15 protein-coding genes are annotated in these 15743 nt (G+C 61.9%); 5 read left to right on the plus strand and 10 right to left on the minus strand.

Going from position 1 to position 15743, the window contains the following annotated elements:
* Positions 1-28 precede the first annotated feature (28 nt).
* From hemF to NEZ08_RS01345, 4 genes are read right to left on the minus strand one after another with little or no spacing between them, the layout of a single operon-like run.
* A complete protein-coding gene (hemF, locus tag NEZ08_RS01330; RefSeq protein ID WP_298102308.1) occupies positions 29-916 on the minus strand; it encodes an oxygen-dependent coproporphyrinogen oxidase in 888 nt (295 codons plus the stop codon).
* Positions 913-1314, minus strand: a complete 402-nt coding sequence (locus tag NEZ08_RS01335; RefSeq protein ID WP_298102311.1) for a 6-carboxytetrahydropterin synthase — start codon at positions 1312-1314, stop codon at positions 913-915. Before NEZ08_RS01335 ends, hemF begins: the two co-directional genes overlap by 4 nt.
* Before the next feature lie 20 nt (positions 1315-1334).
* The gene (gene queE / locus NEZ08_RS01340) at positions 1335-1967 is read right to left on the minus strand and encodes a 7-carboxy-7-deazaguanine synthase (protein WP_298102314.1); all 633 of its coding nucleotides are present in this window, start codon (positions 1965-1967) and stop codon (positions 1335-1337) included.
* A gap of 10 nt (positions 1968-1977) precedes the next feature.
* A complete protein-coding gene (locus NEZ08_RS01345) occupies positions 1978-2433 on the minus strand; it encodes a tRNA (cytidine(34)-2'-O)-methyltransferase (RefSeq protein ID WP_298102316.1) in 456 nt (151 codons plus the stop codon).
* Positions 2434-2753: 320 nt separating this feature from the next.
* Between NEZ08_RS01345 and petA the strand changes: the two genes are divergently transcribed.
* The 3 genes from petA (at position 2754) to NEZ08_RS01360 (ending at position 6449) form a co-directional block, all read left to right on the plus strand.
* On the plus strand, positions 2754-3284 hold the full coding sequence (gene petA, locus NEZ08_RS01350) for a ubiquinol-cytochrome c reductase iron-sulfur subunit (RefSeq protein WP_298102456.1): 531 nt from the start codon (positions 2754-2756) through the stop codon (positions 3282-3284).
* A gap of 65 nt (positions 3285-3349) precedes the next feature.
* Entirely contained in the window at positions 3350-5419 is a 2070-nt protein-coding gene (locus tag NEZ08_RS01355) for a cytochrome c1 (protein ID WP_298102319.1), read from the plus strand.
* 355 nt (positions 5420-5774) lie between these two features.
* Entirely contained in the window at positions 5775-6449 is a 675-nt protein-coding gene (locus tag NEZ08_RS01360) for a dienelactone hydrolase family protein (RefSeq protein WP_298102322.1), read from the plus strand.
* A gap of 37 nt (positions 6450-6486) precedes the next feature.
* Here the strand turns inward: NEZ08_RS01360 and NEZ08_RS01365 are convergent, their stop codons facing one another.
* Entirely contained in the window at positions 6487-7482 is a 996-nt protein-coding gene (locus NEZ08_RS01365; protein WP_298102325.1) for a VOC family protein, read from the minus strand.
* Positions 7483-7795: 313 nt separating this feature from the next.
* Here NEZ08_RS01365 and NEZ08_RS01370 point away from each other — a divergent pair, with 313 nt between their 5' ends.
* Both NEZ08_RS01370 and NEZ08_RS01375 read left to right on the plus strand, forming a co-directional pair.
* A complete protein-coding gene (locus NEZ08_RS01370; RefSeq protein WP_298102329.1) occupies positions 7796-9952 on the plus strand; it encodes an anthranilate synthase component I in 2157 nt (718 codons plus the stop codon).
* 151 nt (positions 9953-10103) lie between these two features.
* Positions 10104-10643, plus strand: coding sequence for an adenine phosphoribosyltransferase (locus NEZ08_RS01375; protein WP_298102333.1), 540 nt, complete (start codon positions 10104-10106; stop codon positions 10641-10643).
* A 142-nt stretch (positions 10644-10785) separates the two neighbouring features.
* Here NEZ08_RS01375 and NEZ08_RS01380 read toward each other — a convergent pair whose 3' ends face one another.
* From NEZ08_RS01380 to NEZ08_RS01400, 5 genes are all read right to left on the minus strand, one after another.
* Complete coding sequence (locus tag NEZ08_RS01380; protein ID WP_298102335.1) at positions 10786-11454, minus strand: hypothetical protein; 669 nt, start codon at positions 11452-11454, stop codon at positions 10786-10788.
* A 59-nt stretch (positions 11455-11513) separates the two neighbouring features.
* Positions 11514-12269: a hypothetical protein gene (locus NEZ08_RS01385; RefSeq protein ID WP_298102337.1), complete on the minus strand. Its 756-nt coding sequence runs from the start codon at positions 12267-12269 to the stop codon at positions 11514-11516.
* 306 nt (positions 12270-12575) lie between these two features.
* Positions 12576-13793 carry a M48 family metallopeptidase gene (locus NEZ08_RS01390; RefSeq protein ID WP_298102340.1) on the minus strand — a complete coding sequence of 406 codons (1218 nt, stop codon included), beginning with the start codon at positions 13791-13793 and terminating at the stop codon, positions 12576-12578.
* A gap of 197 nt (positions 13794-13990) precedes the next feature.
* Positions 13991-14548, minus strand: coding sequence for a LemA family protein (locus NEZ08_RS01395; protein ID WP_298102343.1), 558 nt, complete (start codon positions 14546-14548; stop codon positions 13991-13993).
* 160 nt (positions 14549-14708) lie between these two features.
* The gene (locus NEZ08_RS01400; RefSeq protein WP_298102346.1) at positions 14709-15680 is read right to left on the minus strand and encodes a small ribosomal subunit Rsm22 family protein; all 972 of its coding nucleotides are present in this window, start codon (positions 15678-15680) and stop codon (positions 14709-14711) included.
* Positions 15681-15743 lie beyond the last annotated feature (63 nt).

Genomic DNA, 15743 nt, shown 5'->3' on the forward strand with positions numbered 1-15743 from the left:
CGCATCGCTCCGGGATGACCAATGCGTTTCAAGGCCATTTCACTTCCGGCGGCATCGATGACAGGATGGAATCCACGTTTCCGCCGGTCCTCAGACCGAAGATCGTGCCCTTGTCGTAAAGCAGGTTGAATTCGACGTAGCGGCCGCGCCGGATCAATTGTTCTTCGCGATCGGCCTCGTTCCACGGGCTAGCGAAATTGCGCCGGACCAACTCGGGATAGATCTTCAGAAAAGCGCGGCCGACATCCTGCGTGAACGCGAAGTCGGCATCCCAGTCGCCGGAATCGTGATGGTCGTAAAAGATGCCGCCGATGCCGCGGGGCTCGTTGCGATGGGGCAGATAGAAATAGTCGTCGCACCATTTCTTGTATTTGTCGTAAGGTGCCAGGTGCGCATGCGCATCGCAGGCGGATTTCATGGCCGCATGAAAAGCGACCGAATCCGCGTCTTCCTGGCTGCGCCTTCGGTCCAGAACCGGCGTCAGATCTGCGCCGCCGCCGAACCACGCTCGCGTCGTGACGATGAAACGCGTGTTCATATGCACCGCCGGGACGTGCGGGCTGCGCGGATGCGCGATCAGCGAAATGCCCGACGCCCAGAACGCGGGGTTGTCGGCGGTCCCCGGAATTTGCGCGCGAAACTCGGGTGCAAACTCGCCATGAACCGTCGAACAATGCACCCCCACTTTTTCGAACAGCCTTCCGTGCATCATCCCCATGACGCCGCCGCCACCGGGCTTGCCGGTATGGTCTGTTCGTTGCCAGGGCGTCCGGACGAAGCGGCCGGCGTGGCCCGCATAAGGCACTGGCGGCGCGTCGTCTTCCAGTTGCTCGAGCGCGGCGCAGATGTCGTCGCGCAACGATTCGAACCAGGCCTTCGCCTGTGCCTTGCGCGCCTCGATTTCTGATGCGTTCATCGCTCGCCCGGTCGGTGAGAGTGGCAGTCGATATCTGCGATCGGACCGAAATAGCTGCAGCTTTCGTTGCAACTGTCGCGGTAGACGCTGACCTTGGTGACGCGGCCGGCATGCTGGACCCGATCCCAGATGAACCGCGACAGGCTTTCCAGCGTAGGCACGCCAAGACCCTCGACATTATTGAGGAGCTTGTGGTCCAGCGCCTTGCGGACCTCGCCAATGCAGCCGTCCAGGATCCCGAGGTCGAGCACCATGCCGGTCGCAGCATCGGGCCTGCCCCGGATCGTCACCTCGGCACGGAACGAATGGCCGTGAATTTCCTCCGATCGCTTTCCGTACGTGGTGCCGGAGAGTGCATGCGCCGCCTCGAACCTGAACGATTTTGTCAATTCCCACATGGCTTAAGAAATCGAAGCTCCTATCTGATCCCGAGGCTCTTGTGTGTCTGCACGCTCAGCCGCCATTGCGGATGGCGCAGGCAATATTCAACCGCTCGCGCGGCATTCTCGACGACGTCCGGACCATCCATCGGCTGAAGCGAGAAGCGCTCGAAGGCAAGGCCGGCGAAATTTTCCGGCTCCGCGCCTGCCTGCGGATAGACCAGTTTCAATTCATGGCCGGCGCGCAGCACGAGTTCTGCGCCGGCTTTCGGGCTGACACAAATCCAGTCCAGCCCCTCGGGCGCCTCGATCGTGCCGTTGGTCTCGACGGCGATCGTAAACCCGCGCGCATGGAGGGCGGCGATCAGTGGGGCGTCGACCTGCAGCAGCGGCTCGCCCCCGGTCAGTACCACGTAGCGGTCGCAGTCGTCTCCCGTCCATTGCCGAGCAATCGTTTCGGCTAGCCCTTCCGCCGTCGCGTAGCGGTTTCCCAAGGTGCCGTCCGTACCGACAAAATCAGTGTCGCAAAACCGACAAATCGCGCGCGCTCGATCCTCTTCGCGTCCGCTCCAGAGATTGCAGCCGGAAAAACGGCAAAATACGGCCGTGCGCCCGGCATGGGCGCCTTCGCCCTGGAGCGTCAGGAATATCTCCTTGACGGCGTAACTCACTAAATTCTCCTTAAGTCACGGAACGGGTCTGCCGCAGCGCTTCGCCGAGCGCCATCGCCGCTGCCATCGCGACATTGAGCGAGCGCAGCCCCACTCTGATCGGGATCACAAGCCGCGCATCGGCGGCTTCGGAAACCGTCTCCGGGACGCCGGCGGTTTCCCGTCCCAACAACAAGATGTCCGACGGCAGATAGCGAAAATCAAGATATGGCGTGGCGCCCTTGGTCGTGAACAGGAGCAGCCGGTGACGGGTTTCTCGGCGCCAATCCTCAAATCTTGCCCAGGAATCGTGGCGCATCCAGTTGACCTGGTCGAGATAGTCCATCCCGGCCCGGCGAAAACCCCGGTCAGAGACGGCAAATCCAGCCGGCTCAATGATATGGGCAGCGACGTCCATGCAGGCACAGAGCCTCAAGATGGTGCCGGTGTTCTGCGGGATATCGGGCTGGTAGAGCGCGATCTGCATTCGAATCCACTGCGCCTGACGAGGGCTGGCTAGCCATTTCACGAGGACGCTCTTCGGGGCGGGCGCCAGCAAAGCGCCGGCAAAATATCTGAGAAGGCGCCGCAGCGTACGTAATTAGTGCATTGCACGCCGCCTAGCCGATAGCGGGCTTGCGCTATTCCGGCAAGGGTGCCAATAGAACGATTCTGGACTGCTGGTTTGCCGATAGGGGTCGGAAAAGGGGCGGTCTTTCTGCCGCCGCGGGGGTCGCGGGCGCCGGCAGCCGCCCGGGCTCACCGGGGCGGTTCTGCCGGCAGCAGCTGATGAAAGGGTTAGGAATCGTGACGACAGCGTCTTCGGCGGAGCATCCGACACGCCGTGATTTCCTCTTCGTAGCGACGGGGGCTTTTGCCGCCGTAGGTGGGGTGGCCACGCTTTGGCCCTTGGTCTCCCAGATGAACCCGGACGCGGCGACGATTGCGGCCGGCGCGCCGATCGAAGTCGACCTGACGCCGATCGCCCAAGGGCAGGACATCAAGGTGTTCTGGCGGGGCAAGCCGATTTACATCATGAATCGCACCAAGAAGCAGATCGAGGAGGCGCGCAGCGTTGCGGTCGATAGCCTCCGTGATCCGCAGACGGATCAATCCCGCGTCAAGGAAGGCCACGACAACTGGCTGGTCGTGATCGGCATCTGCACCCATCTCGGCTGTATTCCGATCGCCCATGAAGGCAACTACGACGGCTTCTTCTGCCCCTGCCACGGTTCGCAGTACGACTCCTCGGGCCGTATTCGCCAGGGGCCAGCGCCTCTCAACCTGGCAGTGCCGCCCTACCAGTTCGTCAGCGACACCAAAATTCAGATCGGCTAACCGGCTCGGGGAGCTTTTCCCGGGACCGTTAGCTGTTGCATGGCCTTATTCCTCAGGATCGCAACATGAGCGGACCATCCGACTTCCAACCCACCAATCCCGTGCTCAAGTGGATTGAGCGGCGTCTTCCGATTTTCGGTCTCATGCATTCTTCGTTCGTGGCGTATCCGACGCCGCGCAACCTCAACTACTGGTGGACCTTCGGCGCCATCCTGTCGATGATGCTGGGCCTGCAGATCCTGACCGGCGTGATCCTGGCGATGCACTACACGCCGAACGCCGATCTTGCCTTCCGGTCGGTCGAACTCATCGTTCGCGACGTCAACTACGGCTGGCTGCTCCGCAACATGCATGCGGCCGGCGCCTCGATGTTCTTCTTCGCAGTCTACATCCACATGTTTCGCGGCCTGTACTACGGGTCATACAAGGAGCCGCGCGAGGTGCTGTGGATCCTCGGCGTCATCATCTACCTGTTGATGATGGCGACCGGCTTCATGGGTTACGTGCTGCCGTGGGGCCAGATGAGCTTCTGGGGCGCGACCGTCATTACCAACCTGTTCTCCGCCATTCCCTACGTCGGCGACAGCATCGTGACCCTGCTGTGGGGCGGCTACTCCGTCGGCAATCCGACGCTGAACCGGTTCTTCTCGCTGCACTACCTGCTGCCGTTCCTGATTGCCGGCGTCGTGGTGCTGCACGTCTGGGCGCTGCATGTCGCGGGTCAGAACAATCCGGCCGGCGTCGAGCCGAAGACGGAAAAGGACACAGTGCCGTTCACGCCTTACGCCACCATCAAGGACATGTTCGGCGTCTCGTGCTTCCTGATCTTCTTCGCCTGGTTCATCTTCTACATGCCGAACTATCTCGGCGATGCCGACAATTACATCCCTGCCAATCCGGGCGTGACGCCGGCGCATATCGTGCCCGAATGGTACTACCTGCCGTTCTATGCGATCCTGCGCTCGATCCCGAACAAGCTCGCGGGCGTGGTTGCGATGTTCTCGGCGATCATCGTGCTGGCCTTCCTGCCCTGGCTCGATACCGCCAAGACACGTTCGTCGAAGTATCGGCCGCTCGCCAAGCAGTTCTTCTGGATCTTCGTCGTGGTCTGCGTCCTGCTCGGCTATCTCGGCTCACAGCCGCCGGAAGGTATCTACGTCATTGCCGGACGTATCCTCACCGTCTGCTATTTCGCCTACTTCCTCATCGTGCTCCCGTTGCTCTCGCGGATCGAGACGCCGCGGCCGGTCCCCAATTCGATCGCCGATGACGTGCTTGCCAAGACCGGCAGCAAGGCCGCGCCGATGGTTTCGACGGTGATTGCGCTCGTGCTCGCAGGCGGCCTGGTTGCCGCCAGCGTTCAGAATGCGCGCGCCGCCGAGGACAACACGCCGCCGTCCCAGAAATGGTCTTTTGCCGGCCCGTTCGGCAAATACGACCGCGGCTCACTGCAGCGGGGCTTGAAGGTCTACAAGGAAGTCTGCTCGAACTGTCACAGCCTGTCCTACATTGCCTTTCGTAACCTCGCCGATCCCGGCGGTCCCGGCTATTCGGAGGCACAGGTCAAGGCACTGGCTGCGGAATACAAAATCAAGGATGGTCCGAACGATTCCGGCGACATGTTCGAGCGGCCGGGCCGGCCGGCCGACTACTTCCCTTCGCCGTTTCCGAACGACCAGGCTGCGCGTGCTGCGAATGGCGGTGGCTTGCCGCCGGATCTGTCGCTGATCGCGAAGGCGCGCTCCTATGAACGCGGCTTCCCCTGGTTCATTTTCGACTTCTTTACCCAGTTCCAGGAGCAGGGTCCGAATTACATCGTCGCCCTCCTGACCGGTTTCGAGGACAAGCCGCCGCCGGGGGTGAGCATTCCGGAGGGTTCGTATTACAACAAGTACTTCCCGGGTCACGCCATCAAGATGCCGAAGCCGCTGTCTGACGGCCAGGTCACCTTCGATGATGGTTCGCCCGCGACCGTCCAGCAATACGCCCATGACGTCGCAACCTTCCTGATGTGGGCGGCCGAGCCTCACATGGAGGCGCGCAAGCGACTCGGTTTGCAGGTCTTCGTGTTCCTGATCATCTTCGCCTTCCTGATGTACTTCACCAAACGGAAGGTCTGGGCCAACGCCCACTGAGTCGCCGGCTCGAACGATTTGAAAAAAGCCCGTCCTGGAACTCCGATTCCGAAGTTCGCAAGCAATTGCTGCAGCCTCTGAGGCGAACTTCGGAATCAAGGGAGCTCTGGCGAATTATTGATTTCTGGTGCCGCTTTCTATTTTGAAGTTTGTGACTGGATTCGCCGCTTGCCGCGCAGGCACTCCAAACAGGCGGCGCTAGCGGCTTTCTTGTTGCCATCACGGTCTTTTTAGCGCCGGTCCCTTTCGGACGACGGCGAGGGCAGCCTGGATGATTGCGTCCGGCATGTCCTGCGGACACAATGCGACGAACCGACAATTTGGCAAAACCCTTGGCAAATCGACAGGAGGAAACATGGGCACCAGCATCGCTTTCAAACGTCCTGACGGCAAAGAGGCCCACGGCTATCTCGCCAATGCCGCGAAAGGGAACGCGCCCGGGGTCGTCGTCATCCAGGAGTGGTGGGGGCTGCAGGATCAGATCAAGGGCCTGTGCGATCGCTTCGCGCGGGCCGGCTTCGATGCGCTGGCGCCCGATCTCTACAACGGCAAGGTGGTGCCGTATCACGACACGGATGCCGCGGGTAAAGAGATGAACTCGCTCGATTTCATGGACGCGACGACCCAGACGGTGCGCGGCGCGGCGCAATATCTGGCCCGCAACGGCGCCAAGGTCGGCCTGACCGGCTTTTGCCTCGGCGGCGCGGTGACGATTATCGGCGCCACCAAGATTCCGGAACTGACCGCAGGCGTGGTGTTCTATGGCATCCCGCCGGAAGCCGCTGCCAAGCCTGCGGACGTGAAGATTCCCTTGCAGGCGCACTTCGCCAGCAAGGACGACTGGTGCACGCCGCAGGTGGTAGACAGCTTCGAAAAGGCGATGAAAGAAGCCGGCAAATCGCTCGAGCTGTTCCGCTATGACGCCGACCACGCCTTCGTCAACGAGCAGCGCATGTCGGTGCATGATCGCAAGGCGGCGGAGCTCGCCTGGGGCAGGGCGACCGAGTTCTTCCACAAGCACTTGGGCTGAGCCTGATGTCGTCCCGGCGAACGCCGGGACGACGGGGCTATGCCTCGCGTATTCCGTCCCACCACGGGCAGGTGCCCGACATCAGATGGTAATTGCCGGCCATGACCTGGACCGGCACGCGCAGGCCGTCCGCCGCGGCGCGCATTCGCATGTCACGCGCCCGCTCGCGGTCATGCTCGGAAAGCCACACACGCTCATGGCCCCACAGGCTTGGACCGTGGTGCATTTCGACGGGCTGCCAGGTGGCGGGATCGACCTCGCGGCCGCCCCAGCCACACTCGACCATGAATGACGAGGGCGTTCGAGCATAGAACGAGGTCATGAAATCGTTGGTGTGGCGTCCCAGCGTGACGTTCACCCGCTCCTCGGCCAGCGCAATGTCGTAAGCCTGGCCGACATCGTCGAGCGAAAACAATTCAACCATCAGATGGTGCACGCCGTTCTTGCCGGTCTCGATCAAAGCGAGCGAATGATGGCGAGGATTGACGTGGAAGAAATAGGCACGGAACGGCTGCTCGATAAAGTCGGAGAGGCGGAAGCCAAGCAGGTTGACATAGAAGGGCATCACCTCGGCGATCCGTTCGACCGTCAGCACGATATGTCCGAGCCCCAGCGCGCCGGTGCGGAACCCCGAGATCGAGCGGCCCGGTGAGAACGGCCTATCGTCGACTTCCGCGCCATGGAAGGCCTCGAGGCGGTTGCCGGCGGGATCGAGAAAGGAGATCATCTCGCGCACGCGCCGTGCATCGGCGAGCGCCTGCGGTTCGGCAAAGACTTGCACCTCGGCTGCTTCGAGTTTTGCGGCGAGCGCGTCGAGCGCTGCCGCGTTCTCGACTTCCCAACCGAAGAAGCGCGCACCGTCTCCCATCGCATGATCGATCACAACGCGCTGCTTGCGGTCGTCCATCCGGAACGCAAGCATGGAGTTGCCGCATTCAATCGCCTGCCAGCCAACCAGCGACGTGCCGAACTGCCGCCAGTCGTCCAGCGCGGTTGAGCCGAATCCGACGTATCCCAGTGCTTGCAATGACACGGCGGCCTCCATTTTCTTGCTGGTCGGCAAGCCTATGCCGGTTTTTTCACCTTTGCGAGCGGCCGGGCGACCAACGTGGCGCTCTCCCCGGGGCTCGCCGAGGCGAGGTTCGATCTTGACCTTACGGTCAGGCCATGGTGATTACACGCCCCATGAGCACCGCTGTCCATGCCTGTCGTCTCTGGTGGCGCACCTCTTAAAGAGGTGGCCGGTGCGATTTATCGTTAACTTTTATCGTCCAGGGGCCGCCATCGCAGGCGGCCTTCTTTTGTCCTGTGTGGCGTTCCCTCGGCAAGTCTCGTAAGAGGATCACATGAACAGGACCGTGTTCTCCCTGCCGGACCACAGTGAATACCGCACCCGTGGCGGCCTGCTGGTCGCTCGTTCGGTCGAGCATTTTTCCGGAGGCGCGAGCAGGCTGGACGACTTGATCGAGTTGCTCGACCGCCGCCGCGGCGTGGTGCTGTCCTCGGGTACGACGGTGCCGGGGCGCTACGAAAGCTTCGATCTCGGCTTTGCGGATCCGCCGCTTCAACTGCAGACAACCGGCTTGGACTTCTCGCTTTCCGCGCTGAACGTGCGCGGTGAAGTCCTGATCGCATTCCTGGGCGAGGTGCTTCGCGATCCCTGCATTGTCATCACCGAGCGCAGCGCCAGCCGTCTGGCCGGTCACATCCTGCGCGGCGAGGCGCCGGTCGACGAAGATCAGCGCACGCGCCGCGCAACCGTGATGTCTCTGGTGCGCGAGCTTGTCGCGGCGTTCGGCTCGAACGAGGACTCGCTGCTCGGCCTGTTCGGCGCCTTTGCCTACGATCTCGTGTTCCAGATCGAGGATCTGGTGCAAAAGCGCAAGCGCGAGGCCGACCAGCGCGACATCGTGTTGTTCGTGCCCGACCGGCTGCTCGCCTATGACCGCGCCACAGCGCGCGGCGTCATCCTGAGCTATGACTTTGCCTGGAACGGCCAATCGTCAAACGGCCGGTTACGAGAGACTTCCGAAAGCGTCTATGTGAAGACGCCGCGGCAGGCATTCTCGGACCATGCGGCGGGTGAGTACCAGGCGACGGTGGAAACCGCGCGCGCGGCTTTCGCACGGGGGGACTTGTTCGAGGCGGTGCCCGGGCAACTGTTCGGCGAGCCCTGCGACCGTTCGCCGGCGGAAGTGTTCCAGCGGCTGTGCCGGATCAATCCGTCCCCTTACGGCGCGCTGATGAACCTTGGCGACGGCGAGTTTCTGGTCTCCGCATCGCCGGAAATGTTTGTCCGTTCCGACGGCCGGCGGATCGAGACCTGCCCGATTTCCGGAACGATCGCGCGCGGTGTCGACGCGATCGGCGATGCCGAACAGATCAGGCAGTTGTTGAATTCGCAGAAAGACGAATTCGAACTCAACATGTGCACCGACGTCGATCGCAACGACAAGGCGCGGATCTGCGTGCCGGGCACGATCAAGGTTCTGGCGCGGCGTCAGATCGAAACCTATTCCAAACTGTTTCACACCGTCGATCACGTCGAAGGCATGCTGCGGCCGGGCTTCGATTCGCTCGACGCGTTCCTGACCCACGCCTGGGCGGTGACGGTGACGGGAGCGCCGAAGTTATGGGCGATGCAATTTGTCGAAGACCACGAACGCTCGCCGCGGCGCTGGTATGCCGGCGCGATCGGCGTCGTCAATTTCGACGGCGGCATCAACACCGGGCTCACGATCCGAACCATCCGCATGAAAGACGGTATCGCCGAGGTGCGCGTCGGGGCTACATGTCTGTTTGATTCCGATCCCGCTGCGGAAGATCGCGAGTGCCAGGTCAAGGCGGCGGCGCTGTTTCAGGCGCTGCGCGGCGATCCGCCAAAACGCCTCTCGACGTTTGCGCCTGACGCCACCGGTTCGGGCAAGCGGGTCCTGTTGATCGACCACGACGACAGCTTCGTGCACATGCTGGCGGATTACTTTCGCCAGGTCGGTGCCGGCGTCACCGTCGTGAGATATGTTCATGCGCAGAAAATGCTGGACAGCGGCAACTACGACCTGCTGGTGCTGTCACCGGGCCCCGGACGGCCGGAGAATTTCGGCATCGCCGCGACGATCGATGCGGCGCTCGGCAAGAAGCTGCCGATCTTCGGCGTTTGTCTCGGCGTGCAGGCGATCGGAGAATATTTCGGCGGCCGATTGGGACAGTTGCGGCAGCCGGCGCACGGACGGCCGTCGCGGGTGCAGGTGCGGGGCGGCCGGCTGATGCGGAATCTGCCCAACGAAATCGTGATCGGCCGGTATCACTCTCTTTATGTCGAGCGCGACGGCATGCCTGATGTGCTAGAGGTAACGGCTAGCACGGAGGACGGCGTCGCCATGGCGATCGAGCACAAGACGCTGCCGGTTGCCGGCGTGCAATTTCATCCGGAATCGCTGATGTCGCTCGGCGGCGAGGTCGGATTGCGGATCGTGGAGAATGCGTTCCGGTTGAATGCATGATCCGGAAAAACCCTGTCCGCGCGCAGGCAGGGATGAAAGCCGATCTTCCCTCGCGACAAGCGCAGACGGCGTTGGCGAGGAGATCATGCAAAGGAAACGCAGCGTGTGCGACAACGAATTGAGGATGACGAACGGTTTTTGAGAGGTAGCGATGAGCTTCGAATACGATCTGAAGGCCACGGTCCGCAGTATTCCGGATTATCCGAAGCCCGGAATCATGTTCCGCGACATCACGACGCTGTTGGGGGATGCGCGGGCCTTCCGCCGTGCGGTGGATGAACTGGTGCAGCCCTGGGCGGGATCGAAGATCGACAAGATCGCCGGGATCGAGGCTCGCGGCTTCATCCTTGGCGGAGCATTGGCGCATCAGGTTTCGGCAGGCTTCGTGCCGATCCGCAAGCGAGGCAAGCTGCCGCACACCACCGTTCGTATCGCTTACTCGCTCGAATATGGCGTCGACGAGATGGAGATGCACGTGGACGCCATTCATCCCGGAGAACGCGTGATCCTGGTCGACGACCTGATCGCAACCGGCGGCACGGCTGAAGGTGCGGTCAAGCTCTTGCGCCAGATCGGCGCCAACGTGGTCGCGGCCTGTTTCATCATCGATCTGCCGGATCTTGGCGGCGCTGCGAAGCTCCGCGCGATGGACCTGCCGGTGCGAACGCTGATGACGTTCGAGGGGCATTGAGCTCGCCGCAGCTACCGTTGTCGTCCCGGCGCACGCCGCGACCCATACCCACCGGGATTTGCTCGTGTTGAAGACTGACTGCTGAAAGGCTCTCCGCAGCGAGTGCCAGAGACAGAGGCGGCGGCGAGGACGACGTCGAATCTCACGATCCCTGTAAAATCATGCTGAGCTCGAGTTCTCGGAAGCGGAGATAGTTATGGCGAATCCACTGATGCAGTTCAGTGGAAGAGTCCTTCTCCTGCCGCAAATAGTCGGTGAACGAGAATGACAGCCGGTCGACATAGGTCTTCAGGAAATTCGGCAGCGCGGCAATGTGAAGAATTTTGCCTTCGGCGAAGGCCGCAGGCAGTTCGCCGCGCACGACATATTCGTTTTCGATCGTGACGAGCGAGCCGGGCGGAATCTGGCGCTGCAGGTTCGGATAGCTTCGTGCCGAGACCCGATCGATGTCGCCGACGAACAGAACGATCGGGGCGACGCCGCGCCGTGCCGCTTCCTTTACGAAGCCGATTTCCTCGGTCATCTGGAAAAATTCATCGAAGGCGTGAAAACCGAGATCGATCACCTTGGCAATGCCATCGGGGATGATCAGGCGGTCCATCAGCGACATCTTGCCGAAAGTGTCGTCGATTTCGGCGGTTTCCGTGACCTTCGGCAGAAAATCCAGAAGCGACGGCTCTTTCAGATTGACGTCGAAAGCGGCGACCGTGCCGTTCTTCAACAACAGAAATTCGCTCAGCAGGCGCGCCACCAGCGTCTTGCCGACCAACGGGCGGGGCGAGCAGATGATGTAGACGGGTGTCTGGCGCATCACGCGCTATATTTAGCGATACCAGCTCCTATTCCAGCCCAATCGGGTGCGTGGCGCAATTATTTTTCGCCGCTGCGCGCCGCAGGTTTGTTGGAGCCGACGATGTCGGTGAGCTTGATGCGGTCGAACTCGCTCCAGACATTGGCAAGCCAGTGCCGGACATAGCCGCGCAACACGAAGGAATAGTTGGCCGCCTCGTCGCTGATGCCCTTGTTGGCCACGAATTTCAGGAACGGAACGGAGGCAACCTCGACCTGCTCGTAGGCCATTTCGTTCAGCTTGGGAATGGTGAGGTCGGTCGCGTCCTTGATGCGGTGGAAATACGAATTGTAGGTCGCCTGGTCCCACTGGAAGAACTGGGTGTCGTTGATGAAGTTCTTCACCAGGAAATATCTTGCCCCTGCCATGAAGTTCGAGGTTTCGGCGATTTCGTCGAGGGAGGCGATGGAGGGTCCGAGAATGTGGAATACGGCAAAGGTAATCTGGCCGGACTTGGCGGCGTCGAGGAAGCCGATGTCGCGCAACGAGGCGAGTGCGGGTGACAAGAGACCGGCGCGAACGTCGATCACGGTGACGGAGGGGGAAACCGTGTTGAGCGTATCGAAGATCTTCATCTGGTCGGCGGTCGCCGTCATGTCGACGATCTCGGTGATGTCGGGATGAAAGCGCTTCAGCGTGCCGCGCGGCGATTCGGTGTCGAACGCGCGCGTCAAGATATTGTTGGCGCTGAAATAATCCAAAAGGGTGCGCGAGACGGTCGTCTTGCCGACCCCGCCCTTGTCAGCGCCTACCACGATCACTGCCGGCTTCGCCATGAACCTACCTGTGCCATCCCTGTTGGGAACATGATGTTTTCCGTCCGGACCAGAAACTGGTTCCGGAAACGCCGTGGGCAACTCGTATCATGTCCCGAAAAATCCCCAAACGACCGGGCGCCCCAGACTCGATCGAAGCCCCCAATCTGCTTTGGGTGGGAAGATGGCAGAAACAAGGGAGAATTCAATTCATTAGAAGTCGGCCGGCCCCAATCAGGGGGGTCGTTAGCGGTAGAAGGCGGCCTGAAAGTGGCCGCTCGCGGCTTTTTTCCAACATCGAGTTCCGATTCCGAATCTCATCGCGCATTAGTGGCGCCCCCACGGCCCGGGCGGCGGCTCGTCCGGGCTGCCCCAAGGACCTGAGGGCTCCGGGGGTGGGCCATGCGTGGTGTCCGCAGGGTCCGTGACGTCGCTCCAAGGGCCTTTCGGCACGCCTTGGTCATTTTCGCCGGGCTCCCGATCGTCCGGACTGACCGCTTGGTCCGACGGCAGAGCCAGCGGCCCCGGATCGCGGCCGCCAGCGAATTTCACCAGCGCCTGCACGCGCGCCTCCACCGACGGGTGGGTGGCAAACAGGTCGGAAAAGCCCTCGCGCGGGTTGTCGAGGCACAATTCCATGATTGCCGAGGTTGCGCCCGGCAACTCGCCGCGGTTCTCGATCTTGCGCAACGCCGAGATCATGGCATCGGGATTCTTGGTCAGTTCGACCGAACCGGCGTCGGCGAGATACTCGCGCGAGCGCGACAGCGCCAGCCGCACCATCTGCGACAACAGCCAGGCCAGCGCGATCAGGGCGACCGCGATGATGATGACGAGGACAGCGCCACCGCCGGAGCTGCGACGGTTATCGTTCGAGGAGGACCCTTCCGATGACGACCATGAACCGCGCCGATAGCCGCCAAGGCCGCCGTAATAGCCAAAATTGGTGAAGCTGCGGAAAAACAGCTCGGCGAAAAAGCCAACCGCACCGGCGATGATGACCGCGATCACCATCATCTGCACATCGCCGTTGCGGATGTGAGTGAGCTCGTGACCCAGCACGGCTTCGATCTCCTGATCGTTCAGCGCATTCAGAAGGCCCGTGGTGATGGTGACGGCATATTGGCGGCGGTTGAGCCCGGTCGCATAGGCGTTCAGCGCTTCGCTTTCGACAATCTTCAGCTTCGGCATCGGGAGGCCGCGCGAAATGCAGAGGTTCTCCAGGAGATTGTAGAGCCGCGGTTGCTGCTGCCGTGTGACGTCCTCGCCGCCGGTGACGGCATCGACGATCGACTGATGGAAGAAGTAGGCGATGGCAATCCAGAGCAATGTGCCGCCGGTGGCAAAGGGAAAAGCCTTGATCAGATCGTGCGCAGCGGCCGTGAGATAATAGTCAGCGGGTGCCCCGCTGCCATAGGTCAGGACTTCGGCAATCAGCGCGCCGGCATAGACCATGACATAGACCAGGACGAACAGGCCGCCGAGCAGCAGTATCGAACGGGTCTTGTTCGCCGCGATATGCGTGTAGAGACCGTAAGCGGCCATAATGCGGGACTCCGCCAGTGTGGCGAATTTGAAGTTCCCATCAGTATTGCGGCACGCTCATTATGGGAACGTCAAGTTCAAGGCCGCACCGGAAACCTGTGTTTGCTGGTGCTCCCTTGATTCCGAAGTGCGCATCAGAGGTCGCCGCGATAGCTTGCGAACTTCAGAATCGGAGCACCAGTCCCCCTGCGGCGTGATCAGAACTTCACCTGCGGCGCGGCTTCAACTTCGGTGCGGCTGGTGCCGAGATCGAAGAAGTCCTTGCGGGTAAAACCGAACATGCCGGCGAACAGCGCGGCCGGCATCTGCTGGATGCCGGTGTTGTATTCCTGGACCGCATTGTTGAAGAAACGCCGGCTTGCCGCGATCTTGTTTTCGAGGTCGGCGAGCTCACCTGCGAGCTGCTGGAAGTTGGCATTGGCCTTCAAGTCCGGGTAGGCCTCCGAGAGCGCGATCAGGCGGCCCAGCGCGCCGCTCAACTGGTTTTCCGCGGCCGATACCTGCGCCGGTCCCTGCGCGGACATCGCCGAGTTACGAGCCTTGATAACGTCGTCGAGCGTGCCGCGCTCGTGCGCCGCATAGCCTTTTACGGTTTCGACGAGGTTCGGGATCAGGTCATGGCGTTGCTTGAGCTGCACGTCGATGTCGGCAAACGCCTGATTGACGCGCTGGCTGAGCGCGACCAGCCGGTTATAGGCAGCGAAGGCAAACAGGACGAGGACGACAATGATGCCGAGAACGATCCAGCCGGTCATGGAAATAGGCTCCTGATGGAAAACGGGTGCCGGCCACTTTAGCATGACTCGGAAAAGTCACGCATAAACGACCGTGCGGCCCGAATCGCCGCCACGAGGTGGGTATGGGTTCGGTCGGCTGCAAGGCCGGCTGCTTTCAATGCCAGGAGCAACAAAGACGTTAACGTTGATTGGAGACCGCATCACCCCAGCGCCAGCGTCGGGCGGTCGCATAGGCCGCCTTGTCGCGGCGCGGCACTTTCGCGGCCTGGATGCCGCCAGTCGTGCAGAGCTTGGCGGAAACCTCGACCTTGCCGGTCGACGGCGGTGCCAGCACGCGGGCAAAGCGTTGGGGCACCGGTTCGCGCGTCAGCACGACGTAGCTGAACTTTTCGTCCTCGAAGGGCAGCTCGGCGCCTTTGAGCTGGATATGGGCGCGGAGCCGCGGGAGCCTCTGGGCGAAATGGCACCAGTCGGGTGCAGAAAGCGGGCATGGATGATCGTGCGGGCAGGGCGCAACGACGTGAGCACCGGATGCGACCAGTTGCGCGCGTAGCGAGATGATCCGCTCGTAGCCGGCCGGCGTGCCGGGTTCGACAACCAACAACGTATCGCGCGTCCTGGACCACAGCCGTTCGGCGATGCCGTGCCTTTCGGCTTCGCCAAGTTCGCCGATCATGTAGCTCGCGATAACGAGATCAGCCGGCTCCGCCTCGTCCAGCGCGCTGATGTCGCGGCGGCAGGTCATGGCGGCGAGGCGCGGATACAAGCGGGCAAGATCCAGCGCCAGCGTCTGCAATGCGGCGTTGACGTCGAGCAGCGTGAAGTCCCGGAGGGAAGAAAATGCCTCTGCGGCAGCCCAGCTTGCCGTGCCCGGACCCGCGCCGACATCGAGCAGTCGATGCGGGGAGAAGTCCGGCCTGACCTCGACAAGCGCGTTCAGGCAGGCCGTCACCGCGGCATAGGTCGCGGGCATCCGCACCAGCGCGTAGGCGAGCGCATCGACCTCGGATTTGATCGTGATGGAGCCACCGCCGTCCCGGTAGGTCTTCGAGATCAAGGCCAAGCGGCTAGCCGCATCGCGGCGCGACAGGCCCTCGAGCTTCGCGTCGAGTGCGGCTCGCAGAGCCGCGGGCAAAGAGGGAGGCGTCATCTGGCTGACTTCCCTGCGTCATTGCGAACCGAGCGGGCGATCCAGCCTTTTCAACGGCTGCTG

The organism is Bradyrhizobium sp. (genome assembly GCF_027451485.1).
GTDB lineage: Bacteria > Pseudomonadota > Alphaproteobacteria > Rhizobiales > Xanthobacteraceae > Bradyrhizobium.

What these genes read in the sequence shown, in the direction of transcription:
- NEZ08_RS01390 (WP_298102340.1), bottom strand. Translation starts at nt 13,793, where the DNA reads ATGGCCGCTTACGGTCTCTACACGCATATCGCGGCGAACAAGACCCGT.
- NEZ08_RS01370 (WP_298102329.1), top strand. Translation starts at nt 7,796, where the DNA reads ATGAACAGGACCGTGTTCTCCCTGCCGGACCACAGTGAATACCGCACC.
- NEZ08_RS01395 (WP_298102343.1), bottom strand. Translation starts at nt 14,548, where the DNA reads ATGACCGGCTGGATCGTTCTCGGCATCATTGTCGTCCTCGTCCTGTTT.
- NEZ08_RS01400 (WP_298102346.1), bottom strand. Translation starts at nt 15,680, where the DNA reads ATGACGCCTCCCTCTTTGCCCGCGGCTCTGCGAGCCGCACTCGACGCG.
- NEZ08_RS01375 (WP_298102333.1), top strand. Translation starts at nt 10,104, where the DNA reads ATGAGCTTCGAATACGATCTGAAGGCCACGGTCCGCAGTATTCCGGAT.
- NEZ08_RS01355 (WP_298102319.1), top strand. Translation starts at nt 3,350, where the DNA reads ATGAGCGGACCATCCGACTTCCAACCCACCAATCCCGTGCTCAAGTGG.
- NEZ08_RS01380 (WP_298102335.1), bottom strand. Translation starts at nt 11,454, where the DNA reads ATGCGCCAGACACCCGTCTACATCATCTGCTCGCCCCGCCCGTTGGTC.
- NEZ08_RS01335 (WP_298102311.1), bottom strand. Translation starts at nt 1,314, where the DNA reads ATGTGGGAATTGACAAAATCGTTCAGGTTCGAGGCGGCGCATGCACTC.
- NEZ08_RS01360 (WP_298102322.1), top strand. Translation starts at nt 5,775, where the DNA reads ATGGGCACCAGCATCGCTTTCAAACGTCCTGACGGCAAAGAGGCCCAC.
- hemF (WP_298102308.1), bottom strand. Translation starts at nt 916, where the DNA reads ATGAACGCATCAGAAATCGAGGCGCGCAAGGCACAGGCGAAGGCCTGG.
- NEZ08_RS01385 (WP_298102337.1), bottom strand. Translation starts at nt 12,269, where the DNA reads ATGGCGAAGCCGGCAGTGATCGTGGTAGGCGCTGACAAGGGCGGGGTC.
- NEZ08_RS01345 (WP_298102316.1), bottom strand. Translation starts at nt 2,433, where the DNA reads ATGCAGATCGCGCTCTACCAGCCCGATATCCCGCAGAACACCGGCACC.